At 63.5% G+C, this 23,816-nt stretch carries 21 protein-coding genes and 1 tRNA gene; 8 read left to right on the top strand and 14 right to left on the bottom strand.

Going from position 1 to position 23,816, the window contains the following annotated elements; translation table 11 throughout:
* Nucleotide 1: 1 nt before the first annotated feature.
* Complete coding sequence (locus RTX79_RS05895) at nucleotides 2–2,059, top strand: putative bifunctional diguanylate cyclase/phosphodiesterase (protein ID WP_312682619.1); 2,058 nt, start codon at nucleotides 2–4, stop codon at nucleotides 2,057–2,059.
* A 202-nt stretch (nucleotides 2,060–2,261) separates the two neighbouring features.
* On the opposite strand, the gene cyoD is transcribed toward RTX79_RS05895, so the two are convergent.
* From cyoD to cyoA, 4 genes are read right to left on the bottom strand one after another with little or no spacing between them, the layout of a single operon-like run.
* Nucleotides 2,262–2,606: a cytochrome o ubiquinol oxidase subunit IV gene (cyoD, locus tag RTX79_RS05890; RefSeq protein ID WP_312682617.1), complete on the bottom strand. Its 345-nt coding sequence runs from the start codon at nucleotides 2,604–2,606 to the stop codon at nucleotides 2,262–2,264.
* Entirely contained in the window at nucleotides 2,606–3,244 is a 639-nt protein-coding gene (cyoC, locus tag RTX79_RS05885) for a cytochrome o ubiquinol oxidase subunit III (protein WP_057509192.1), read from the bottom strand. Before cyoC ends, cyoD begins: the two co-directional genes overlap by 1 nt.
* Entirely contained in the window at nucleotides 3,241–5,238 is a 1,998-nt protein-coding gene (cyoB, locus tag RTX79_RS05880) for a cytochrome o ubiquinol oxidase subunit I (protein WP_057509191.1), read from the bottom strand. Before cyoB ends, cyoC begins: the two co-directional genes overlap by 4 nt.
* A 2-nt stretch (nucleotides 5,239–5,240) precedes the next feature.
* Nucleotides 5,241–6,290 carry a ubiquinol oxidase subunit II gene (cyoA, locus tag RTX79_RS05875; protein WP_057509190.1) on the bottom strand — a complete coding sequence of 350 codons (1,050 nt, stop codon included), beginning with the start codon at nucleotides 6,288–6,290 and terminating at the stop codon, nucleotides 5,241–5,243.
* 365 nt (nucleotides 6,291–6,655) lie between these two features.
* Here cyoA and RTX79_RS18285 point away from each other — a divergent pair, with 365 nt between their 5' ends.
* Together RTX79_RS18285 and RTX79_RS05870 are read left to right on the top strand one after the other, a co-directional pair.
* Entirely contained in the window at nucleotides 6,656–7,228 is a 573-nt protein-coding gene (locus tag RTX79_RS18285; RefSeq protein WP_428695961.1) for a DUF4160 domain-containing protein, read from the top strand.
* Nucleotides 7,225–7,701 carry a DUF2442 domain-containing protein gene (locus tag RTX79_RS05870; RefSeq protein WP_312682613.1) on the top strand — a complete coding sequence of 159 codons (477 nt, stop codon included), beginning with the start codon at nucleotides 7,225–7,227 and terminating at the stop codon, nucleotides 7,699–7,701. Before RTX79_RS18285 ends, RTX79_RS05870 begins: the two co-directional genes overlap by 4 nt.
* A gap of 13 nt (nucleotides 7,702–7,714) precedes the next feature.
* Here the strand turns inward: RTX79_RS05870 and RTX79_RS05865 are convergent, their stop codons facing one another.
* Complete coding sequence (locus tag RTX79_RS05865) at nucleotides 7,715–9,337, bottom strand: L-lactate permease (RefSeq protein ID WP_312682611.1); 1,623 nt, start codon at nucleotides 9,335–9,337, stop codon at nucleotides 7,715–7,717.
* Between the two features lie 60 nt (nucleotides 9,338–9,397).
* Nucleotides 9,398–10,402: a 2-hydroxyacid dehydrogenase gene (locus RTX79_RS05860; protein ID WP_312682609.1), complete on the bottom strand. Its 1,005-nt coding sequence runs from the start codon at nucleotides 10,400–10,402 to the stop codon at nucleotides 9,398–9,400.
* Between the two features lie 148 nt (nucleotides 10,403–10,550).
* Here RTX79_RS05860 and RTX79_RS05855 point away from each other — a divergent pair, with 148 nt between their 5' ends.
* The 5 genes from RTX79_RS05855 to RTX79_RS05835 all read left to right on the top strand — a co-directional run bounded on the left by RTX79_RS05855 (nucleotide 10,551) and on the right by RTX79_RS05835 (nucleotide 14,825).
* Complete coding sequence (locus RTX79_RS05855; RefSeq protein WP_312682608.1) at nucleotides 10,551–10,898, top strand: hypothetical protein; 348 nt, start codon at nucleotides 10,551–10,553, stop codon at nucleotides 10,896–10,898.
* 326 nt (nucleotides 10,899–11,224) lie between these two features.
* On the top strand, nucleotides 11,225–11,641 hold the full coding sequence (locus tag RTX79_RS05850; protein ID WP_312682605.1) for a hypothetical protein: 417 nt from the start codon (nucleotides 11,225–11,227) through the stop codon (nucleotides 11,639–11,641).
* Nucleotides 11,642–11,835: 194 nt separating this feature from the next.
* On the top strand, nucleotides 11,836–12,651 hold the full coding sequence (locus RTX79_RS05845) for an alpha/beta fold hydrolase (RefSeq protein ID WP_312682603.1): 816 nt from the start codon (nucleotides 11,836–11,838) through the stop codon (nucleotides 12,649–12,651).
* On the top strand, nucleotides 12,648–13,967 hold the full coding sequence (locus tag RTX79_RS05840) for a GGDEF domain-containing protein (RefSeq protein ID WP_312682601.1): 1,320 nt from the start codon (nucleotides 12,648–12,650) through the stop codon (nucleotides 13,965–13,967). Before RTX79_RS05845 ends, RTX79_RS05840 begins: the two co-directional genes overlap by 4 nt.
* 45 nt (nucleotides 13,968–14,012) lie before the next feature.
* On the top strand, nucleotides 14,013–14,825 hold the full coding sequence (locus RTX79_RS05835; protein WP_312682599.1) for a hypothetical protein: 813 nt from the start codon (nucleotides 14,013–14,015) through the stop codon (nucleotides 14,823–14,825).
* A gap of 241 nt (nucleotides 14,826–15,066) precedes the next feature.
* Here RTX79_RS05835 and RTX79_RS05830 read toward each other — a convergent pair whose 3' ends face one another.
* The 8 genes from RTX79_RS05830 to RTX79_RS05795 all read right to left on the bottom strand — a co-directional run bounded on the left by RTX79_RS05830 (nucleotide 15,067) and on the right by RTX79_RS05795 (nucleotide 23,756).
* Nucleotides 15,067–15,897 carry a DUF1684 domain-containing protein gene (locus tag RTX79_RS05830; protein ID WP_312682597.1) on the bottom strand — a complete coding sequence of 277 codons (831 nt, stop codon included), beginning with the start codon at nucleotides 15,895–15,897 and terminating at the stop codon, nucleotides 15,067–15,069.
* A 143-nt stretch (nucleotides 15,898–16,040) separates the two neighbouring features.
* Nucleotides 16,041–19,055 (bottom strand): TonB-dependent receptor domain-containing protein, encoded by a 3,015-nt coding sequence (locus RTX79_RS05825; RefSeq protein WP_312682595.1) that lies wholly within the window; start codon nucleotides 19,053–19,055, stop codon nucleotides 16,041–16,043.
* 54 nt (nucleotides 19,056–19,109) lie between these two features.
* The gene (locus RTX79_RS05820; RefSeq protein ID WP_312682748.1) at nucleotides 19,110–20,252 is read right to left on the bottom strand and encodes an OsmC family protein; all 1,143 of its coding nucleotides are present in this window, start codon (nucleotides 20,250–20,252) and stop codon (nucleotides 19,110–19,112) included.
* 446 nt (nucleotides 20,253–20,698) lie between these two features.
* Nucleotides 20,699–21,070 carry a DUF7668 domain-containing protein gene (locus tag RTX79_RS05815; RefSeq protein WP_312682593.1) on the bottom strand — a complete coding sequence of 124 codons (372 nt, stop codon included), beginning with the start codon at nucleotides 21,068–21,070 and terminating at the stop codon, nucleotides 20,699–20,701.
* A gap of 68 nt (nucleotides 21,071–21,138) precedes the next feature.
* Complete coding sequence (locus tag RTX79_RS05810; RefSeq protein ID WP_312682591.1) at nucleotides 21,139–21,504, bottom strand: hypothetical protein; 366 nt, start codon at nucleotides 21,502–21,504, stop codon at nucleotides 21,139–21,141.
* An 80-nt stretch (nucleotides 21,505–21,584) separates the two neighbouring features.
* Nucleotides 21,585–22,313: an RHS repeat-associated core domain-containing protein gene (locus RTX79_RS05805; protein ID WP_312682745.1), complete on the bottom strand. Its 729-nt coding sequence runs from the start codon at nucleotides 22,311–22,313 to the stop codon at nucleotides 21,585–21,587.
* A 429-nt stretch (nucleotides 22,314–22,742) separates the two neighbouring features.
* Nucleotides 22,743–22,818 (bottom strand) — tRNA-Thr (locus tag RTX79_RS05800).
* Between the two features lie 35 nt (nucleotides 22,819–22,853).
* The gene (locus RTX79_RS05795; protein ID WP_312682589.1) at nucleotides 22,854–23,756 is read right to left on the bottom strand and encodes a hypothetical protein; all 903 of its coding nucleotides are present in this window, start codon (nucleotides 23,754–23,756) and stop codon (nucleotides 22,854–22,856) included.
* Nucleotides 23,757–23,816: the final 60 nt, after the last annotated feature.

Here is a 23,816-nt window from a genome sequence, read left to right as displayed (position 1 = left end):
CATGACTGGCAGCTACAGCCAGAGCCTCGTCTTTTTCTCGCTGCTGGTGGCCGTGCTGGCCTCCTACACGGCGCTGGACATGGCAGGCCGACTGGCCACCGCGCAAGGGCGCGTCGCGCGCTGGTGGCTGGCCGGCGGCGCCGCTGCGATGGGCATGGGCATCTGGTCGATGCACTTCATCGGCATGCTGGCCTTCAAGCTGCCTATCCCGGTCGGCTTCGACCTTGCCATCACCCTGTACTCGCTGGCGGTATCGGTGGGCGCGTCGGCGTATGCGCTGTGGCTGGTCTCGCGCCCGCAGCTGCCGACCCGTCGCCTGGCCGCCGGCGCGGTGTTGATGGGCCTTGGCATCGCCGCCATGCATTACCTGGGAATGGCCGCGATGCGCATGCAGCCGGGCATCGATTACGACCCGCTGTGGTTCACCGCCTCCCTGCTGATCGCCATTGGTGCCGCCGGCGCGGCGCTGTGGATCGCCTTCCGCCTGCGCGTTGAAGGCCGCAATACCCGTCGCCTGCGGGGCGCCGCGTCGCTGGTGATGGGCCTGGCCATCGTCGGCATGCACTACACCGGCATGGCCGCTGCCCGCTTCCCCGCCGACAGCCTGTGCGGGGCGGTGATCGACGGCGGCATCGATGCGCAGTGGCTGGCGGTACTGGTCATCGTCACCACCCTGGGCACCATCGGCATCGCGCTGGTGGCTTCGCTGTTCGACCGCCAGATGCGCGAACGTACCGGCCTGCTGGCCGAGTCGCTGGAACGCGCCAATGACAAGCTGCTGCAGGCTGCGCTGCACGATCCGCTGACCCAGCTGCCGAACCGTTCGCTGCTGCAGGATCGCATCGAACAGTCGATCGAAAAAGCACGCCGGCGCAACCACGCGGTGGCGGTGATGTTCTGCGACCTCGACGGCTTCAAGACCGTCAACGATGCCTACGGCCACCAGCTCGGCGACCGCCTGCTGGTCAAGGTGAGCCAGCGCATCGGCTCGCTGCTGCGGCCGCAGGACACTCTGGCGCGCCTGGGGGGCGACGAGTTCGTGATCGTGCTGGCCATCGACGAACCCGACGATGCGGTGGTGGTGGCAGAGCGCATCATCGCCGCCGTGGCCGAGCCCTTCCTGATCGAGGCGGCCGAACTGCAGGTCACCGCCAGTTTGGGCATCGCGCTCTATCCGGAAGACGCCGGCGACGAGCGCGAACTGATGGCCAACGCCGATGCGGCGATGTACCACACCAAGCAGGGAGGGCGGAACGGCTACACCTTCTTTACCCCGTCCATGCAGGTCAGCGCCAACCGCCAGCTGCGGCTGCTGCAGGACCTGCGCAAGGCGACCGAACGCGGCGAACTGCTGTTGCACTACCAGCCCAAGTTCGTGGCCGCCGGCACCCCGGCGGTGGGCGCTGAAGCCCTGCTGCGCTGGCAGCACCCGGAGCTGGGCATGCTGGCGCCGGACATCTTCATCCCGATCGCCGAACGCAGCGGCTTGATCCTGCCGATCGGCGACTGGGTACTGGACCAGGCCTGCGCGCAGCTGCGTGCGTGGCACGACGCCGGCAACCCGCACTGGACGATGGCGGTGAACCTGTCGCCGTTGCAGTTCGCCGCGCCCGGACTGGTGGAAACGGTGAAGGAAACGCTGGAACGGCATGGACTGGATGCCAGCCGGCTGACCTTGGAAATCACCGAAACCACGGCGATGAAGAACGTGGAAACCAGCCTGCAGATCCTCAACGCGCTGACCGCGCTGGGCGTGCGGATTTCCATCGATGATTTCGGCACCGGGTACTCCAGCCTGCTGTACCTCAAGCGCATGCCGGCCACCGAACTGAAGATCGACCGCGCCTTCGTGCGCGACCTGGAAGACAACGCCGAAGATGCGGCGATCGTGTCCTCGATCGTGGCACTGGGCCGTTCGCTGCAGTTCAACGTGGTCGCCGAAGGCGTGGAAACCGCCGGCCAGCGCGACTACCTCAGCAGTCTGGGCTGCGACCAGCTGCAGGGCTACCACCTGGGTCGCCCGATGGCCGCGGACGAGTTCCTGCGCAAGGTCGCCTGAGGGTAGTGACGGCCGCTGGCCGTCAACACCCAGCACGGTAGTGACGGCCGCTGGCCGTCAACACGAGAAACCCATGACGACCAGCGGCCGTCCCTACCGGGGCAATGCGTCCAACCCATGACGGCCAGCGGCCGTCACTACCCAGCAAAAAGGCCACCCCGGGGGGGGTGGCCTTTTCGTTTGCGGCAACGTCGCGGAGACGTCAGTGCATCATGTGCACGTTCATGTTGTGCATGACCCACAGGGTGCCGGCGACGATGATGCCGATCACCACGACGGTGAACACCGCCGCGTTGACGTTCCAACGGCTTTCCGACGAGCGGTCCAGGTGCAGGAAGAACACCAGGTGGACCAGCATCTGCAGTACCGCGGTCACCGCGATCACCACGCCGCTGACGGTGCGGGAGAAATCACCCGACATCACCACCCAGAACGGGATGACGGTCAGGATCACCGCCAGCACGAAGCCGATCAGGTGCGACTTGACGCTGCCGTGGCTTTCGCCGCCGGCGCCGTGGCCATGGTCGTGTGCGTTGTCATGTGCCATTACAGCGCTCCATTGAGGTAGACGACGGAGAACACGCCGATCCAGATCAGGTCCAGGAAGTGCCAGAACAGGCTCAGGCACGCCAGGCGGGTCTTGTTGGTCGCGGTCAGGCCGTTCTGCTTGACCTGGATGAACATCACCAGCAACCACAGCAGGCCAGCGCTCACGTGCAGGCCGTGGGTACCGACCAGGGCGAAGAACGCCGACAGGAAGGCACTGCGGTCCGGACCGTAACCCTGGTGGATCAGGTGGTTGAACTCCCAGACTTCCATGCACATGAAGCCGAAGCCCAGCAGCCAGGTGATGCCCAGCCACAGGTACAGCTGGCCGACCTTGTTCTTGTGCATGGCGATCATGCCCAGGCCGAAGGTCAGCGAGGAGGTCAGCAGCAGCGCGGTTTCCCACGCAACGAACGGCAGCTCGAACAGGTCGCCCGGGCCGGGGCCGCCGTCGGTACCACCGACCAGCACCACGTAGGTGGCGAACAGCGAAGCGAAGATGAGGCAATCGCTCATCAGGTACACCCAGAAACCGAAGACGGTGTTGCCGCCGGTGTCGTGGTGCTCGTGCTCGTCATGGCCATGGGCCGCCGCGTGCGCGGCGTGCCCGTGGTTCACGGTTGGGGTATGGGTGCTCATGCCTTCAGCTCCGACTTGACCAGGCCCTGGGCAACCAGGTGCTTGCGGTGTTCGTTTTCGATGCGCTCCACTTCGGCGGCCGGGACCCAGTAGTCCACGTCCTTGTCGAAGGTGCGGTAGATGAACGTGCCGATCATGCCGACCAGGCCGATGATGGCCAGCCACCAGATGTGCCAGATCATCGCAAAGCCGAACACCATGCTGAAGGCACCGATCACCACGCCCGTGCCGGTGTTGCGCGGCATGTGGATGTCGGAGTACTTGGCCGGCTTCGGCCAGGCTTCACCACGCTGCTTGCGTGCCCAGAAATCGTCCAGCTCGGTGACCTGCGGCAGCGTACCGAAGTTGTAGAAGGCCGGCGGCGAAGAGGTTTCCCACTCCAGCGTACGGGCATCCCACGGATCGCCGGTCAGGTCCATGTTCTTCTTGCGGTCGCGGACCGACACGAAGATCTGGATGACCTGGCACAGGATGCCGGCGCCGACGATGAAGGCACCACCTGCAGCGATCAGCAGCAGCGGCTCGTAGGCCGGGTTGACGGTGCTCTGCAGGCGACGGGTCATGCCCATGAAGCCCAGCACGTACATCGGCATGAAGGTCACGTAGAAGCCGATGAACCAGCACCAGAAGGCACACTTGCCCCAGAACTCATTGAGCTTGAAGCCGAACATCTTCGGCCACCAGTAGGTGATGCCGGCGAACATGCCGAACACCACGCCGCCGATGATGACGTTGTGGAAGTGGGCGATCAGGAACAGGCTGTTGTGCAGCACGAAGTCGATGGCCGGAATCGCCAGCATCACGCCGGTCATGCCGCCGATGACGAAGGTGATCATGAAGCCGATGGTCCACAGCACCGGGGAGGTGAAGTGCACGCGACCGCGGAACATGGTGAACAGCCAGTTGAAGATCTTCACGCCGGTGGGAATGGAGATGATCATCGTCGTTATGCCGAAGAAGGCATTGACGTTGGCACCCGAACCCATGGTGAAGAAGTGGTGCAGCCACACGATGAAGGACAGCACGCCGATGGCGGCCGTGGCGTACACCATGCCCTTGTAGCCAAACAGCGCCTTGCGCGAGAACGTGGCGATCACTTCGGAGAACACGCCGAAGGCCGGCAGCACCAGGATATAGACTTCCGGGTGGCCCCAGATCCAGATCAGGTTGATGTACAGCATGGCGTTGCCGCCACCGTCATTGGTGAAGAAATGCGTGCCCAGGTAACGGTCCAGGGTCAGCAGCACCAGGGTGATGGTCAGCACCGGGAAGGCGGCGACGATCAGGATGTTGGTGATCAGCGCGGTCCAGGTGAAGATCGGCATCTGCATCAGCTTCATGCTGGGCGTACGCATCTTCAGGATGGTAATGAAGAAGTTGATGCCGCTCAGCGTGGTACCCAGGCCTGCGACCTGTAGTCCCCAGATGTAGTAGTCCATGCCGACGCTTGGACTGTACTCGATGCCGGACAAGGGCGGGAATGCCAGCCAGCCGGTGGCGGCGAACTCGCCGATCCACAGCGACAGCATGATCAGCACCGCACCGGACACGAACAGCCAGAAGCTGAGCGAGTTCACGAACGGGAACGCGACGTCGCGCGCACCGATCTGCAGCGGCACGGCCAGGTTCATCAGGCCGGTGATCAGCGGCATCGCCACGAAGAAGATCATGATCACGCCGTGGGCGGTGAAGATCTGGTCGTAGTGGTGCGGCGGCAGGTAACCCTCAGACCCGCCGACGGCGATGGCCTGCTGGGTACGCATCATGATGGCGTCGGAGAAACCGCGCAGCAGCATGACGAAGGCGACGATGAGATACATCACGCCGATCTTCTTGTGGTCCACCGAGGTGAACCACTCCTTCCACAGATAACCCCACAGCTTGAACTTGGTGATCAGGGCGACAACGCCCAGGCCACCAAGAACCGCGCCGATCAACGTCGTCAGGACGATCGGATCGTGGGGGATCGACTCAATAGAGAGTTTACCCAGCATGTTCATTCTCCCGAGCCCTCGTGGCCGGAGTGGCCCGCGTGCTCGTCGTTGGGGGTTTCATCGGCATCCAGGTTCACGCCGGAAGCCTTGGACTCGTGGTCATCCATCGGGCCGTGGCCTTCGTGGCTTTCCATCGTGCCCGCGTCAGCCGCAGCGGCACCGGGGTGCTTGTGCTTCATGCCGTAGTGCTGGTTGTCACCCATGTGCTTGGCGATGACCCAGTCGAACAGGCCGTCTTCCACCTGGCCGTAGTAGGTCACCGGGTGCCAATCAGAGTTGCGGTCAGCGCCCAGCGCGTTGAACACGGTCTTGTCCAGGCGACTGCCCTGCTCGGCACGCACCTGGTCGACCCATGCGCGGTATTCCGGTTCGGTAACCGAATGGGCCGTGAAATGCATCTTGGCGAAGCCGGCACCGCTGTAGTGCGAGGACATGCCCGGGAATTCACCGGTCTCGTTGGCGATCAGGTGGAGTTTGGTCTCCATCGCGGCCATCGAGTAGATCATGCTGCCCAGATGCGGGATGAAGAACGCATTCATCACGGTATCGGAGGTGATCTTGAAGTTCAGCGGGGTGTTCACCGGGAACTTGATCTCGTTGACCACGGCGATCTTTTCTTCCGGATAGACGAACAGCCACTTCCAGTCGAGCGAGATGGCCTCGATCACGACCGGCTTGACGTCCGATTCAATCGGGCGATACGGGTCCAGCGCGTGGGAAGACCGCCAGGTCAGCACGGCCAGTACCAGCACGATCATGCAGGGGATCGACCAGACCACCACTTCGATCGCGGTGGAATGCGACCAGTTCGGCTCGTAGCGAGCCTTGGTGTTGGAAGCGCGGTACTTCCAGGCGAACGTCAGGGTCATGATGATGACCGGGACGACGACCAGCAGCATCAACACGACAGCCGTGATCAGCAGGGTCTTCTCATCCTGGCCGATCTGGCCCTTCGGATTCAGGATGGCCGTGTTGCAGCCGGTGAGAAACACCGCCAGTGCGAACAGCAGGCCCGGACGCAGCATGCGTCCAAGGGTTTTCAACGGAATCATCGGTCGATCCAATTGCGAGGGAATGCCACCCCGCCCTGCCCAGTCCGGCAAAAGCCGGCCCGACCTGCCAAGGATCGACGGGTTCGGAGAACGGGGGAAGAGTCAGCCTTTCAAGTTTAGGCCGTCACCGCCCATTTAAGAAAGCCATTGACATTGATCTGACGCAGTTTTCGACGTTTTCGGCCTGCGACACGTTGTCGCAGCCGCCTGTCGCAGGGCGCATGTGGCCCGAAAAGCGCACCCGGTGTGTGACGACCTGCCCCGGCCCCGGTGGGTGACGACCGTTGGTCGTCACAGTCCCACCCTACCCACCCACCCCTGCAAGGGCAACCCGCGGGAAAAATACGGCGGATGGGCATGACCCCATGCAGACGCCCCCCTGTGAGGACGAGGACGCCGCACTTCCGCCGTTGCCCAATGACAGGCTGAAACGGTGGCGACCCCGCGAGACGGAGCCGCCACCGGCCGGAGGAGCTGCTTCCAGCACGTTCATCGTGTGGCCTGACGCCAACGCCGTACATGAGAAAAGTTGTGAAATGCGTGCGCCGCGTGCTCGACCGGCGTTTCCCTATAAACCCAGGCAGCCTCGTCCTTCAGGCTCTGGGAAAGCCCGATGGACGCACTCCTGGCTGGTTGATGAAGCGCTGGACCGCCACCTCATACAGTGCAATAGTTGCACTATCCGGCAAGCCTGCCAGACCGTGCCGATGCCTGTAATCGCGCGCTTGGGCGGCTGCACCATCACCATGTATGCCGGTGACCACCCTCCACCGCATTTCCACGTTCGAACGCGGGATGGGCGCGAGGCACTGATAGTAATAGCTGGATTGGGCGTGCTCTCGGGCTGCCTGGCGAGGCGCGAACTGATCGAGGCGCTCAGATGGGCGCAAGCGAACATCCCACTGCTTGCATTCCGTTGGGGGGAACTGAATCCATGAGGCAGAAGCACTTCACTCTCACCGAAGTAAAAGCACGGGACGGCAGCGTTCTGCGCCTTCGTTTCGCTGATGGCTTCAGCGCTGATGTAAGCCTGGCCGAGGTCATCGAGCGCCACCCGACGTTGCACCCCCTGCGCGAGGCATCGGTTTTTCATCGCGTTCAATCCGATGAGTGGCGCCTGGGTGTCGTTTTCGGCGGCAACGACGACCTCAGCCTGGCCAGCGACACACTTCGTGCGATGGCCACGGAACAAGCCGGCGGATTTTCCCACCATCAGTTGATTACGTGGATGGCTCACCACGGCATGTCGCTCGATGCGGGAGCTGAAGCGCTCGGCATCAGCCGGCGCATGCTTGCCTACTATAGAAGTGGCCAGAAACAGATTCCCCGCCCCATCGGCTTGGCCATGGTGGGCTGGAATGTGGTGCAGGCACGCGGCACGCAGGCCGTACTCCACTACAACGCCGCTTGAAGCCCCGCCCGCCCTACCCCAGCAGCACCGACAACCCCCAGGTGCACAGGCATACATACGCCAGCAGGCCCAGGCTGATGCCCAGCGTGGTGCGCATGATCGCCGACTCCTGCCCCACCAGCTTGACCGCCGCGGCAGCGATCGCGATCGACTGCGGTGATACCAGCTTGGCCATCACCCCGCCGGCCGTGTTGGCGGCCACCAGCAGCGCTTCGGGCACTCCGATCTGGGCGGCGGTGACCGCCTGCAGATGGGCGAACAGGGTATTGCTGTTGACCACCGATCCGGTGATGAACACGCCCATCCAGCCGATCACCGGCGACAGCAGCGGGAACACACCGCCGGTCTGCGCCAGCGCCAGCCCGATGGTGGATGAGGCCCCGGAATAATTGGTGATGTAGGCCACCGCCATCACCAGCGACACCGTGGCCAACGGCTTCCACATCTCCCGGCCGGTCTGCGCCAGCTCCTCGCCGGCCATGCGCAGGTTGAGCCGGGGCGACAACACCACGGTCAGCACCGCGGCCACCAGGATGGCGGTACCTGAAGCATTCAACCAGCCGACATTCCACACCGCCGGCAGCGTATGCACGTTGGCCACCAGCGGCGGCAGTTCCTGCACGCGCCCATCCAGCAGGCCGATCGGCAGGTGCAGCACGGTGCTGGCCAGCGCCCCGCCGGCGGCGAACAGCGCCTTGAAGGCCGGCAGGCTCCACAGCAGGATGGCCCCGGTGAGGATGTAGAACGGCGACCACGCCAACAGCACCTTCTTCAGGGTGTAGCGCTGCGCCGGCCCGGGGGGTGTATCGGCTTCGCGGTAAATGCGCCGGGGCCGCCAGACCTGCATGAAGCCGGCCAGCGCGGCCATCGCCGCCAGCGGTCCGATGATGTCCACCAGTTCCGGCCCCAGCAGGTACAGCACCGCCGTCTGCACGCCGCTGAACACCCCGCCCACCGCCAGCAGCACCGGCCAGGTTTCACGCACACCGCGCCAGCCATCCAGCATCAGCACCAGGATGGCCGGCGACAACAGCGCGATCACCTGCACCAGTGCCATCAGCATCAGCGACATCGCCTCCAGGCTGACCCCGCCCTGCTGCGCGCCCACCAATACCGGAATACCGATGGCCCCGTACGCACCGGCCGCGCCATTGGCCAGCAGGCACAGCATGGCCGCCTTCAGCGGGCGGAAACCCAGCTCCACCAGCAATGCGGCGCAGATGGCGATCGGCACGCCGAAGCCGGCCGCGCCCTCCAGGAATCCACCAAAGCAGAACGCGATCAGCAGCACCTGGATGCGCTGGTCTTCGGAAATGGTCGCGATGCTGCCGCGGATCACGTCGAACTTGCCGCTGCGGATGGCGAGTTTGTACAGCCACACCGCCATCAGCACGATGAAACTGATCGGAAACACACCGTTGGCGATGCCCAGCAGTCCCGCGCCCGCGATGGTGCCGGCCGGCATGCCGAACACCAGCGCGGAAACCAGCACGGACACCACGACCGCCAGCAGCGCGGCGGTCAATCCTTTCAGCCGCAGCACGGTCAATGCCAGCAGGAATACCAGCACCGGCAACGCGGCCAGCAGCGCCGACAGGTTGGGGTTACCCAGCGGATCGTAATTCTGTTGCCACATGGCCAGCCTTCCTTCGGTGGCGCCGGGCATGCCCGGCAGGTACGCGTAGGGGAACCCTTGTCAGCCTCTGATTACCTTGTTGGGACATTCGGTACCGGCAGCAAAATGACCGAGATTCCCCAGCGTGGTCTCCGCGATCTCCTGCAGCGCCTCGGCGGTGAAAAACCCCTGGTGGCCGGTGACCAGCACATTGGGGAACGTCATCAGGCGCTGGAATACGTCGTCGTCGATGATCTGCCCGGAGCGGTCCTGGAAGAACAGCGCACTTTCCTGTTCGTAGACATCGATCGCCAGGTGGCCCAACTGCCGCGACTTCAGCGCGCGGATCACCGCATCGGTATCCACCAGTCCGCCACGCGAGGTATTGACCAGCATCGCGCCGGGCTTCATCAGGGCCAGCGAATCATCGTTGATCAGGTGCCGGGTCTGCGGGGTCAGCGGGCAGTGCAGCGAGACGATATCCGAACGCGCCAACAGGTCCTGCAGCGGCACGAACTCACCCAGCCCGGCGAAATCCGGCGAAGGATACGGATCGTGTCCGAGCACGGTGCAGCCCATGCCGTGCAGGATGCGCGCGGTCGCCAGGCCGATCTTGCCGGTGCCGACGATGCCCGCGGTCTTTCCGTGCAGGGTGCGACCGAGCAGGCCTTCGAGCATGAAGTTTCCTTCGCGCACCCGGTTGAATGCCCGATGGGTCTGGCGGTTGAGCGTCATGATCAACGCCAGCGTGTGTTCGGCGACGGCCTCGGGCGAATACGCCGGGACCCGCGCGACGAAGAAGCCCAACCGTTCGGCAGCGGCGAGGTCGACATTGTTGAAACCTGCGCAGCGCAGCAGCACCGCACGCACCCCCATACCGTGCAGCGCCTGCAGTACCGGGGCGTCCAGACGGTCGTTGACGAAAACACAGACCGCATCGCAGCCCTGCGCCAGGGCAGCCGTGTGGACGTCCAGGGTGGCGTCGTAATACAGGAACTCGACCCCGTGGGCCGCCCCTGACTGCTGATTGGCCTCGTCCAACGAACGGCTGTCGTAGGGGCGTGCGCTGAAAACGGCGACTTTCATACAGGACTTCCTTCCCCGTGACGTTTTGCGGACTGTAACAGGCGCAAGGGGACCAAAGGGGTCAGCACCCTTTTCCTGCGGGAAAGGACGCTGACCCCGGCGCAACCCCGGCGCTACACTACGGGCCACCGTGCAACCGGCCCACGCCATGTCGCCCCTGTCACGCATCCTCCGCTGGACGGCCTGCCCTGCGGGCAAGCGCACGCTGTTCCTGCTGACCACGGTGTTCGCGCTGCTGATGGCCTGTAGCCCGGAGCTGCTGCCGCTGCTGCCGGTGGTCGATGCGCTGGGCCTGGACGCGCTGGCGATGCTGTTGGGGGCGCAGATGCTGGCCACCCTGCCGTGGCTGCGCAGCCAGGCCGGACCGGCCACTGGCGTGGCACGACGCGCACTGCTGGGCATCGCGGCGGGCGCGATGGGCGGCTACCTGCGGCAGCTGGTGTTCGGAGTGGGCCGGCTGGGATGTGTTGCACTTTCCCCGGCACGCGCACGCTGAGAGCGGCGCAGCGGACGACGCACGCCGCCTGCTTTTGAAGATCCGCCCATGTACGGATCGGACGCCGGCTGGTGGTATGGCCGTGCTGATGACGAAGAGCATCAGTCGGGATTGCCATCCTGTTTGATTAATTACCAAGTTAGCTCTGTTTTGCCCCTTTGGGCACGGCGGAGAATGCACTGCATTGCCCGTGGACTCCATGGTGGGCGATGTGGGGGATCCCTGATCCGCCGGCTTTTTGGTAATTATTCACCGGTATGGCAACCCGCATCGCCTGCCACCTTGCGCCCCGCGCAGGTGGCCTCACGCCTTGCGAAGGACGACCGATGGATCCGAAGCATCCTCTCAGTGCCAAACGCCTCTACGCCCTGCTGGGCGAAAAAATGCACGATCTCCCGCCTTATTTCATCGAACGACTCGAGCAAAGGCTGGAGGAGTACGACGCCACGCGGGACCACAGCGAAAACGTGGTGCAGCTGCACATGGTTTCCGATACTACCGTCGATGTGCCGTGCGCCAGTCCCGACTGCCCGGCAGGCTCGGCATGCGGGGCGAGCGTGGCCGTGCCGATGCGCACCCTGCACGGCCTCGCCGTCCTGTTCGACCTGCTGCACGCGGCCCATCTTTCACGACTGGGCGCCACCGCGGAAGGCGGCATCAGCGAACAGCACGTCGGCGGACTGATCCTGACCGGCCAGGCACTGCTCAGCGCGACGACGCAGGCCAAATGGAGCGAGCGATGAACGCGACCGGCAAGGCAGGCACCGGTCCCGTGCCCGCCCGCACCGGCGATCTGGGAGCCTGATGCAACGCGCATGAAGCGGCCGTTCATCCAGAGCACCCGAGCGGGATGCAAGCGCGGAACCGCCAGGAACGATACCGACGTGTAATAGACCCTTGCGACCATCTGGCCTACTATCGCGAGTTGCGAAACGCCATGGGTACACCGTTCGTGGATAGTTTTGAAAGATTCAATGGCCGTCGCAGCGGCGCAGGCAAGCCCATCGCCGTGCTTGCCCACGGCTTCGGCACCGACCAGACCGCCTGGTCTGCGTTGCGTCCGTGGTTCGAACAACGGTTCGAGCTCATCTCGTTCGATCTTGCGGGCTGTGGTCCGCGCGGCGCGGAAACCTATGACTTCGACCGGCACGCGTCGCTGTTTGGTTATTCCGACGACCTGCTGGATATCCTCGACGAACTCGAGGTTGAACGCTGCACCTATATCGGTCATTCCATGAGTGCGATGATCGGAGCGCTGGCATCCATTGCGCGGCCGGAGCTGTTCGAGCGCATGGTGATGATCGGGGCATCGCCGCGTTACCTCGACGATGACGGATACACCGGCGGATTCAGACCCGAGGATCTGGAAAACCTGTTCGACAGCATGAGCGCGAACTACCAGGCGTGGGTGGCGGGCTTCGCTCCGATGGTGGTCGGCGTGGAGGACAGCGAGGTCATCGCCGATTTCTCCAATACCCTGTTCCAGATGCGCCCGGATATCGCCCTCAATACATCGCGGACCATTTTCAATTCCGACGTCCGCGCACTGGCTGCGCAGGTCTCCCGGCCGGTACATGTCATCCAGACCTCGGTCGATGTCGCCGTGCCGGTGGCCGTGGGTCACTGGCTGGCAGAGGCGATCGACGGGGCGACGCTCGACATCATCGATGCCTCCGGCCACCTGCCCCACATGACCGCCTCCGGTGAAGTGATCCGCATCCTGGACCAGCGCCTGCGCGGGCCGGCACGTTGAATACGCCAGACAGCAATGCCCTCGTCAGCCTGAGCCAGTTCGCCCATGGCGCCTCCGGTGCCGATCTGGTGATGGTGCTCGAGGCGGACCCGGACGGCCGCGTGACATGGTCGACCGGCTTCCCCAATGCCTCTTTTTCCGGCTTCAACCTGGCACGCAGCGGCGTGCTGGCCCACGCGTGGACGGGTCAGCCGGTCGAGGCGAACGCGTTCCGGCTGCCGACGGCGATCATCCAGGCATTGGGCGGCCCGGCCGCACGGTTGTTGTTCATCCCCGCCCCTTCCGAAGATGCGCCATCAAGCGGCATGTTGCTGCTGTGGAAACACGATGTCGGCGCCGGGCAGCCACCGCAGACGCTCGCGTTGCTGGCACCCAGCGTCGCCCAGTTGCTTTCGGCGCGACGCGGCGCGGTGCATGACATCGTGGTCCGCAACCAGTTCATCGACCTGGTGGAAAGCGTTCCGGCGGGCATCGTGCTGATCGACGGCGATGGACTGGGCACGGTGATCAACCAGCGCGCGGCCGAGCTGCTGGGACAGAAGCCCGGCAAGCACCGCGCCGCCGACCTTGTCGCCCCGATGCGGGCGTTGCGGCAACGCTGCGACAATCATGCCGAACTGGAGCAGGCCTACGCCGCCCAGGTGGGAAATCTCAATTTTGCGACGACGCTGCACTGGGTGATGGGGGAGCGCACCTTCGAGGTGGATACGCATCCGGTGCGCGGCGATGGCGAGCAGGGCCGCATCTGGCTGTTCACCGACATCACTGCGGACCTGCTGATGGCCGCCGAACTGCGGCGCCTGGCCTCGTCGGACCCGTTGACCGGCGTACCCAACCGACGACATTTCGAAGAGCGCTCCGCGCAGATCATCGCCGCCCGCGAGGCAACCGGTCGCTCGGTCGCGGTGCTGATGCTGGACGTCGACCATTTCAAGAAGATCAACGACACCCACGGCCACCCGATCGGCGATGAAGTATTGAAAGTGGTCGCCCGCCGCTGCCGCGAGGCCCTGCGTGATCGTGACCTGTTCGCGCGCTTTGGCGGGGAGGAGTTCATCGCGCTGCTGGCCGCGCCGACCGCCGACGAAGTGCCCGCCACCGCCGAACGCCTGCGCAACGCGATTTCCGGCGCACCGGTGAACGTGGGCGGCCTGCGCATCGATGTAACCGTCAGCGTGGGCGGCGCCATGGGCGAGGCACTGCCGGGCTGCGATGCGACGCTGCTGGAACAGCTGGTGGCGCGCGCGGATGAGGCGCTGTATGAGGCGAAGGCCGACGGGCGCAATCGGGTCCGGATGAGCGCTTCCAATCTTTAGACTACTTGGACGGAATACGCAGATAGCCAGTATGGGAGTCAGTTTTTGAACGTCTTTAATACTCCGAACAGCGAGCTAGTTGACCTGATCACGGCGGTGAGCACCGCCCTCGCCGTAGTTTTTGCCGCGCTCAGTGCTTGGACGTCCATGCAAAGTGCAAAAGCCGCGAGGGGTGCGGTAGAGGAAGCCCGTCTCGCTCGGCGTTCAGAGCTGGCTCCAAGACTTGTTCTCGAAAGAGATTTTGTCAACCTTCAATTTCACTGGCCGCACGCCGGAAGCCTAAACGGCGAGCCAGTATTCCTGTCAAAAAAACATTGGAAGGACAACTCACCAAGCCCCCCAATTTTTAACCTGCAGAACTTCGGCCAGAGCCCAGCCCTCGAAGTAACCATCATATGGGAGCTGACTGACCCTCACGGAGATCTAACCGTCCCGGACAAGTACGTGCAAGTCGGCATCACGCATGAAACCGACGGCTCAAATGAAAGTCAGCCGGTTCAGCTTATCTATTATGTGGCGCCGGATGGACGTGGCGCCGGCCTCCCCCTTTACACCAAGTTTACCGTTGATGTTACCAGTTGCTCCCCCGGACAGATCCGGACTATAGAGTTCCCAACGCCGCTGCTCAACCTCTTATTCCTCAGAGGATTGCAGTATGGCTCCTCCGTTAGCGAGAGCGAAGAAATAACAGTCTCGGCGCATGTTAGCTCTTACTCCGATGATGGGGAACGCTACGAGCGGACGTTCAAGTGGATTGCCACTCCGTTTTCATACGGCAGCATGAATCCTGTGGAGGCAAGCTGCCACTTCCGCGAGCTCGCTGTGCATCCGAAGCCAGCCGGACCCAGATTTGAGTAGAGCGACGCACGACTGGAATAGTGTCGTGGGCGCCTCAATTATCATTCCATCAGAAAAGTATAATTTCTGTTTTTAACTGAACTTGGCACTCGTCCTAAACCAACATCCGAGCTGCCAGCAACTCCCGTGCCTCAAGCTTCGTTGATAAGCCTGTCAGCCTGCCTTGGCTGAGATACGTAAGTGATATCGGCAGCGTAGCTGATCAACCCCATGTCGCCGACCATGGGTCGGCGCTACCGTATCAGTGCTGCGCCAGTGCGTATTTCTTTTCCCCTGCCACCACCGCCAGCCGCACGAGCTGGCGGTCGTCATCCTGCTGGGCCAAGCGGTTTTCCGGCGGTGGCAGCGGGCAGGTGGCGAAGTCCGTGTAGGCGCACGGCGGATTGTAGGCGCGATTGAAATCCAGCATGACCGTGCCGTCTGCCGCGACCGCGTCGGTGCGCAGGTAGCGACCGACCCCGTAGGTCTGGCGGCTGGTGGTCTGGTCCTGGAACATCAGATTCAAGCTTTTCGTCGGGTCCCCGAGGGCTTCCAGTCGCCACTCACGTCCTTCTTTTTCGAACACCACGTAACCCGGGTTCGGCGTATCGGCGACCTCGCCGAGCACGTTCACGATCGGCAGCGTCCTGCCGGCCGGGTGCGGCACGAAGCGCGCCTGCACGCGCCAGCTTTCTTCGGCCGGGAAGAAGTCCAGGCCACCGAAATGCAGGCGCGCCGGCGCATCGGCATGGCGCACCCGTAATGCCAGCCGCTGCCCGCGCTTGATCGCGGTGATCTGCCCCTTGCCCTCGTCATAGGACAGCTTGGTGCCACCGCCCTTCCCTTCTGGTTCCAGCCGCACCTCCCCCTGCACCGGCGTGCCATCGGCGCTGATCTGCGCCCCATCGACCGGCCTGAGGTACAGACCGTCGGCGCGCTGCTCCAGCTGGGCCAACCGGTCCGGTGCAATCGACAGGCGGATGGTATTGCCTTCAGCACCGCCCACGCTCTGCGGTCCGGCGTTGATCCAATGCAGCCCGATCAGGCTGGTCCAGCCATCGGGCTTGCCCAGGTCCGCGGCACGTTCGTGCACCCACTCAGCGTGTTGGCGCTTGAAATCCTGCGCTGCAGTCGCCGCTTTGGGGCTCTCCGGCGCAGGTTGCTCCTGCCGGCTGCACGCCCCCGCGAGCAAGGTGACAACCAGGACAGAGGCAAGCGTGTACGTCTTCATGCAGGTCACCAGTTTTTGGAAATACCGAGGTGGACGTAGCGTCCATAGGTTTCGTGCAGCGCGCTCAGGTAGCTGCCGGTGGCATTCAGCGGCGGCTCTTCGTTGAACAGGTTCCTGGCCCCCACTTCGACGGCCGTTCCCTTCAGGCGTCCTGTGTTGAACTCCTTCTTGACCGACAACGCCCAGCGCTGGGTGGAACCCACCACGAACGGCGTGCGATCGGAAAAGGCGCCGGCCGTCACGCTGTCGATGTAGTCGTCGCGCAGGCGCACGGTCCAGTCCTGCAGGTTCCAGATCAGCGTCGCGCTGGCCCGCCATTCCGGCTTGGCCCCATTGATGCCGACCTCGTTGGCCGCGCCCAGGTCGGGCGCGATGATGTTCAACTGGCCATTGGCAATCGCGGCAGCCACCTGCTGCACCTCGGCAGGCTTCTGCTGGGTGTATTCCTTGAGCTGGCTGACACTCAGCAGTAACGCGAAGTTGCCCCAGGCCGTTTCGCGCAGCCGCCAGGTGAAGTTGTAGTCCACGCCCGATGCGGTGAGTGGCCGGCGATTCTGGTAGCGGTTGTAGATGTGCGTCACCACGCCCGCAGGCGCCAGGCCGGAGCCTGCAAACAGCGCGGCATCCTCCGCCGTCACCGCCGCACGCACCACGTTCGGGTTGCTGCTGCCTTCCACCACGCGCAGATAAGCGTCGTACAGCAGCTCCTCTCCCAAGGTATTGATGGGGTTCTCCACCTGCACCCGCCAGGCATCCACGCTCAGGCTCATCGAGCCCAGCGAGTCCGGTAGGAACTGTGGCTCGAACACCGCGCCCCATGACGACTGCCGGGTGGTTTCCGGCTTCACGTCGTCGCCGTAGGAGGTCACCGCGCTCACCGACGGCTTGACCGCCGAGCCACTGCTGTAGGCATTCAAGCAGGCGCTGTAGTCGGGCTGCGCGCCCTTGCTGATCAGCGCGTGGCAGCGGATGGCATCGTTGTTGAAGCCAAACCCGTAGGTCGGCGGGGAGTTCACCAGTTCCAGCCCCGGTGCGCGGAAGCCGCCGCTGACCGAGCCGCGCAGCAACAAGTTGTCATTTACCTTCCACGCCGCGGCCAGCTTCGGCTTGGCCACCTTGCCGGCATCGCTGTAGTCCTCCCAGCGGCCGGCAAGCTGCAGGTCCAGCGACTGCACCAGCGGTATGCCCTGGGCGGGCGAGATCAGCGGTACGGCGAGTTCGATCAGCGCCGACTTTACGTTGCGGCTGCCGCGGACATCGGGCCGGGGGCTGTGGGTGAAGAAGTTGCTGGCCGCGACCGTGCCGGTATACCAGTCCGTGTAGGGGCGGCTGCCATCGATGTTTTCGTCGCGGTCATCCTCACGGCTCTCATACCGGTACTCAACGCCCGCTGCCAGGCCGATGTCACCGGCGTACCAGGTAAACAGGTCGGACCGGTTGATCTTGAAATCCCACAGCGCCAGCTCCGTGGTGCCTTCGCGGGTGGCCTCGCCAATGAACGCTGAGGTGTCATAGGGCGTGGCGTCGCCCAGCCGGATGCTGGCCGGATCGCCGCCACTGAAGGGGTTGTAGGCACCGGCATCGGTACGGTTCACCGCGGCGATGAAGGCATCAGTCAGCCCGCCCTGCTGTGTGTCGGTACTGCGTGCGCGCGAATACAGCAGCGCGGTTTCCCAGTTCCAGCCGCCGTCGGTCCAGCCGCGCACGCCGAGCAGCACGCGCGACTGATCGTTATCCACCTTGACCCGGCGGATACCCGAATCGGCGAACTGGTAGTTCAACAGCCGGATGGCATCGGCGCCGCGCAAGGCATCCGGTACCCAATAAGCGTCCGGTCGGATATGCAGCAGGAAGCCGTCACCGCCGAAGCCCGACTCGCTGCTCACCCAGGATTCGGACGTGGCCCGGTAATAGCCCAGCTCACCGAACACCTGCAGGTTGTCGGTGGCATCGAAGCGTCCACTGGCGAAGACATTTCCCTTGTTGATGGCAGGTGCCGAGGTGATGCCCGGCTCCGCCGCGGAATCATAGTGATAGCGCGTCGGTACCGCGCCGGACACCAGCGCACCGCTGGCCGGATCGACGTGCCAGCTGCCTGTGCGCCGGCTGCCGGCGTAGGTATCAAAATGACCCCAGGGCGTGCGCGTACTGAAGCCTGAGGTGCCGTTCGGATCCGGTACGCTGGTGCCATCGCCGAGAGGACGGCGACCATCGGTGGCGGTGAACCAGGCATCCGAATTGCGCTGCGCCGTGCGCTTGGAAACGCCATACAGCACCGAGATGTTGCCGCGGCCCTGCGCGAAATCACTGCCGAAGTAGCCGTCCAGCGAGATGTCTTCGCGATGGCCATCGGCCACCTTGCCGTAGTTCAGCTTGATGCCACCGCCATTGGGCAGGTTGCTCGGCGTCACCAGGTCGACCACGCCCGCCACGGCATCGGACCCGTAGATGGACGCCGCGCCATCCAGCAGCAGGTTGACCCGCTCCAGGCCGAAGGTAGGGATGGCATTGGCGTTGTAGGTCGTATCGTCGCCGCTGTTGCTGATCGGGTGCTGCACCGTGCGCCGGCCGTTGACCAGCAGCAGGGTGTACTTGGCGCCCAGGTTGCGCAGGTTGATGGAACCCACGTCACCGCGCGCGACATTGGAGTTTCGCCCTGCGTTGGTGGTGCCTTTCTCGGTGACGGCGACATCGCCGAACTGCGGCAGGCTGCGGAACAGCTCGTTGCCGTTGGTCGCTCCCGTGGCATCGATCTGTTCCCGGTCCACCGCGACCACCGGCAGCGCGGCCTGCGCGCCCCCTCCGGCGATCTGCGAACCCAGCACCGATACCTTGTCCAGCAGGCGGGCATTCGAACCCGGCGACTGCGTGGCATCGCCGCTGCTTTCCTCGGCCGCATACGCTGCCGGTGCAAGCAGGGTGCACAGAGCGAAGGCCAGCCGACCGCGACGAGGACGAGGGCCGTGCAGGGCATGACGCGGGCTTTTCGCGGTCGACTGCGAACGGAGGGTGCGACTCATTGAATATCCCCAGAGGATGGCTGATGGGCACTGCCGGATGCGTAGCGGCGTGCGTTATCGCGCTTGGTTCGTCGCTTCGGCGTAGGCGCCGCGGACGATGCTGCCTTCGAGCTTCTGCTCGTCCTTGACCAGGTTGTAGAGCGGGCACGTGGCCTCGACCGACTGGCGCAGCGCGTCGATCTCCTGCTCCGATGCCGGCGATTCAATCCGCACCTTGTAACGGATGTCGCTGTAGCGTGCCGGCGAGCGGACGTTGCTGCCGAAACGCGGGCTCAGCTGACCATCAACGGTGAGCTCCAGCGAATCCAACAGCACATTCCGCGCAGCTGCCTGCACCTCGAAGATGTGGGTCAGGCAGGTACCGGTCACGCCGAGCAGGTGCTCTTCCACCGTGGGGGCCAGCCCGTAGCCGAGCAGCCCGGGCGCGCTGTCGTGCAGTTGCTGGTGGTAACCGTCTTTGCCCAGGAACACCCGGCGCAGGCCGGTGCGAGGCTCGACATGGGCGCGCGCGACGAGGGTTTCCGGCTCGGCGGGCTTGCCCTTGCCCGAGCCCGGCTTGACCTGCCGGGCCAGCACCGCCGGACGCTTCTCCTCGGTGATGAAATCGCGCAGGCCGGGTGGCAGCTTCGGATCGCGGACCGCATCGCTGTGGATGTACTCCACCTCGGCATGGCTGACCTGCTGAGGCCGCGTTACCAGGTCGATGGCCGAGGATTTTTCGTGCACCGCGCGCTTCAGTGCCTGCAGCTGCGCCTCGCTGGCAGGCGAATCGATGTAGGCCACATAGGAGAGATTGTTCGGATACGCCAGGCTCTCGCTCTTGCGTTCGGGAATGCTGGTGAACACCACGTCCAGCGCATCCAGTGGAATATTCTGCTCGGCCGCCTGCACGATGTACTCATCGGCAACGGAGCTGGCCAGGGTACCGACCAGCGAATCCCACGAACCGGCGCCCAGGTTGTAACCGGCGTAGTTGCGGCCACTATCGCTGATGTACTGGAATTCGCCGCTGGGCCCGATGCGCAGGCGACGTACGCCGGAACGGCTTTCGGCCGTGACCTTCGCGTGGATCGCGGTGGGCGTGGCCGGCTGCGCCGACTGCGCCTGGATGGCCTCACGCTTGGCGGCCAGGTAAGTGCGCAGTGGTGAGCCGCTGTCCGCCGCTGAGGAAACCAGCGGCGCGGCCAGCAGAAGCATGGCAGACAAGGTTGTCGCGCCGAAAACCTTGAACGGCGACGCAGAACGGGCGGTGGACATGGGCGGGGGGACTCCGTGGGAATCGTGAACGGAGGCCCACTGTTTCACGTCGCGTCGCCACGTTTAAATAACCGTTGGCAATTCCCATATTCGCGTGGAGCTGTCGGTTGGTTTTGCCGGGAAATCTCATTGCTGAAGAACAAGCTGCCGCTGGATGCTATTTCTTGAGGCTGAGAAGAAAAGCAGGAATCGATAACCAGGGGCACACTAATTCCACCCGACAAGCAGGGCGGGGTCTGTAAGTGGCGATAAGGCCAACTCAGGACAGGATGCGAGGCGGTGTCTGGATGCTGATCGTCCGCAGTGGACGACCCCACCTCATGTAGCCGCCAGTTCAGTCACAACTTAAGCTGAAGACCGATGAAATTCGAATAGAACCACAGGCTCTACGGCACGTATACCAGAACCACCTCGTATCGATATTCATCGCCAACTTCGTACACGTGGGCCTGAAGCACAAGATCACTCCTTCCCTCCTCTTCTGTGTAAAGATCAACCAGAACATTCCAAAATTCTCCATACCAGATGCAGACGGAAGATTTCCAGGACTCGTCTGGCAGACTTTTCGAGTGTGCGCCGTACGCGCGAATACTCTCTTTCCCGCTTGCCCACACATCTGGGGCCTGAAGGGTTACGTGCGGTAGCGATGGTTCGCCGCTTTGGATCAGCGCATCAACGATGACTGCGAGCGTGGGCCGCCAAGCTTGCGGCACCGCAATCTCGTTCTCACCATCTTTAGCTATGGTCGTCTCATTCATTGATGACAAAGGGCGTCCTGATTACATGGTGCCGAAGGCAGGTGCCGAACCTACAACCTACGCATCGCTCATAGCAACGGGCCGTAGGCCAGCAGCATCGGCTCTACCAGGTCCAGGCCTTCCTCCAGCCGCCCTTCGTCCAAAGCTTCCATGGAAAGCAAAGCGATCTCCAGTCCGTCCTCATCTAGCGATCCGATTGAAAGCAGCGCCAGCAGATTCAACAGATCGGGTCGATCAACATGGCCATTCTCAAACAGCCATCTAACCAAGCTCAGGTGATGCTTTGGCATTTGCCCGGAAAGGACATGATTCTTTGCAATCCAGGTTGATGCACGTGCAAGAGCCTCGGAGTCGTTTTGTGAAAGGTACGAAGCGACGTCGGAATCGATAGCCAAAGGCACACTAATTTCACCCGACCAGTAGCGACCCAGCAAGCCAGGATCCAGATCGTGAGCAGAACCCAGAAGTCCTGTTCCCACGATTCCGGCCAGAAGAGCGCAGCTTTCACCGTCCACTAAAAGCGCCCGCCTTTGGCAGGTTCCGGAGGCAGGTTGACTGGCCTGTCTTTAGCGCTTGGCTCCTGCTTCCCCTCGCCCACCGTGGCACGACCTGTGAGGTCGTCCGAGAATCGCCGGACGCTACCATTTTGCCCGACATGATCTGTATGCCCATGCACAACCTCACCATCCTTTGACGTGACCGTATGCGTTTTTGATACCAGTCGCCCACTCGAATCGCGCTCCAACTCGTGCTGAGATGATGCTCCGTCAACTCCCTCTGAACGTCTTGGCTTGATGTCACTGGTGAACGGCCCGTTAGGGTCAGCATCTGCCGAGCCAACTCCATCAGAACTATCGGCCTCGCTCTTATGGAACAGTCCCTTGATTCCCTGTACCAGAGCATCTCCCGCTCGCTCCCGCTGCTGCGGGGTAGTCGTCGCGTAGTATCCTGTAGCAACAACCGTCGGTACCACGACTATAGGCACAAGGAGTGTGGCGTTTCGCCCATCCGTATCTGTGAACTTGTACGGATTTCCATTCGCATACCGGTACCGATTGAATTGATCAACAGGCTTCTGGTACGCCGTCACCGGGTCCACGGATAAAAACATCCCCAACTGCGGATCCATGTACCGTTGCTGCATGTAACTCAGACCGGTAGTGGCATCACTCACATGTCCGGTATAGCCAGGACCGTCAGTCGAATCCTCCCCGACAACATCGCCGTAAGGCTCGTAAGTCATCCGCTCTATAACGTTGCCATTGGCATCCGTCCTGGCTACGACCGATCCCAGTGCATCGGTATGCAGGTAGCGGACCGTTGTCTGTGCCGAAGCCGGCGCAAGCCAGGACAGTCCGGCTAGAAGGGCGCAGCTCCAGAGCGGTACCGAACCGCTCATGAGCCTATTGGTTGCAACCGCCGCAAGGTGTGCAAACGCACTGGCAACGCGTCTCCCAAACGCATTCATCTTTCCCATCCTTGAAAGAACCTTGAAGCAAGGCTTTGCCTTCATAGCACACGTCGCACGCGCTCCGGAAGGGAGGATGCCGGTGAGTGTCCGGGAAGCCGACTTACGTTGAAGAGGTGGGCAACTGACTGCCGCCGACCATGGGTCGGCGCTACCGGGGCACAAACAAAAAGCCCCGACCAAGGCCGGGGCTTTTCGCACAACTGGTGCCGGAAATAGGAATCGAACCTACGACCTACGCATTACGAATGCGCCGCTCTACCAACTGAGCTATTCCGGCTGAGCAGGCAATTCTAGGGGCTGGGGAACAGCCGGTCAATCACCGCTCCCCGGCAGCACGCAGCAGCGCCGGTAGATCGCCTCCGCCTGCTCGGCGGCCCTCCGCTGCTGGCTCGGGGACAGGGCCTGGCGGGACTGGGCCAGCAGCGCATCCGACCAGAACGAGGGGCTCAGCCGTTGCAGCACCTGCCCATAGGCGTAGGCGGCGACCGGGTCCTTGGCCGTCCGGTAACCATTTTCATGAACGCTCTGCAGGCCTGACAGCGCCTCCACGTTGCCACCGTCCGCCAGCGCATGCAGGTAGCGCAGGGAGGTCTCACGCCATGCAAGGACGTCCCCCTCGCGCGCAGCCAGTTCCGATGCCGACGACGCGCCCACAGCCGTCCGCACGTCGATGGCGTAGAGCAGCTGCGCCTCCACCGATCCCTGCTCGGCCGCGCGTGCCAGCCACGGTGCCTCGTAGAGCGTGGGGTCTTGGCTCAAGGCGACACACTCGCCCAGGCGCACCTCCAGCTTGCTCAGGAAGTCCGGGTCGGTCCGCATGCCTGCGCGCCGCATGGCCTGCCAGCTCGCTTCGGGCTCACCGGAAATCAAATTCCTGCAGTCACGCACCGCGAGCTCGATTTCATACGTGGCCAGACCGTCACCCGCGTCCGAGCGGGGCTTCAGCGCGAGCACCTGTTGCTTCGCGTCCCCGGCCGCTCGCCACGCCTTGGTGCGATGGATGCTGTAAGCCTTCGCACCCACCTGCTGCAGCATGGCTGGATCGTAGGCGGGAGATCCGGGGCGGCCTGAAGACTGCCGGGGCGTGAGCCGTGCGACGGGCGTCGCGCTGCCTGCGGCACCGTCGGCGCGGTCCGCTTCAACAGCCGGCACCGTCCCGGGCTGCGCATCGCCGCGCCAGAACCCGATCGCCGCGCCCACCGCCACGACAACCAAGATGCATCCTGCAATTACCGCTGTCCTTTTCATCGAACTCCGTGCTCCTGCTGTGTCGTC

Source organism: Stenotrophomonas chelatiphaga (assembly GCF_032054965.1).
Taxonomy (GTDB): Bacteria; Pseudomonadota; Gammaproteobacteria; order Xanthomonadales; family Xanthomonadaceae; genus Stenotrophomonas; species Stenotrophomonas chelatiphaga.
Note: the sequence above shows the minus strand (reverse complement) of the source record. Positions and strands in the feature narration are given on the sequence as shown.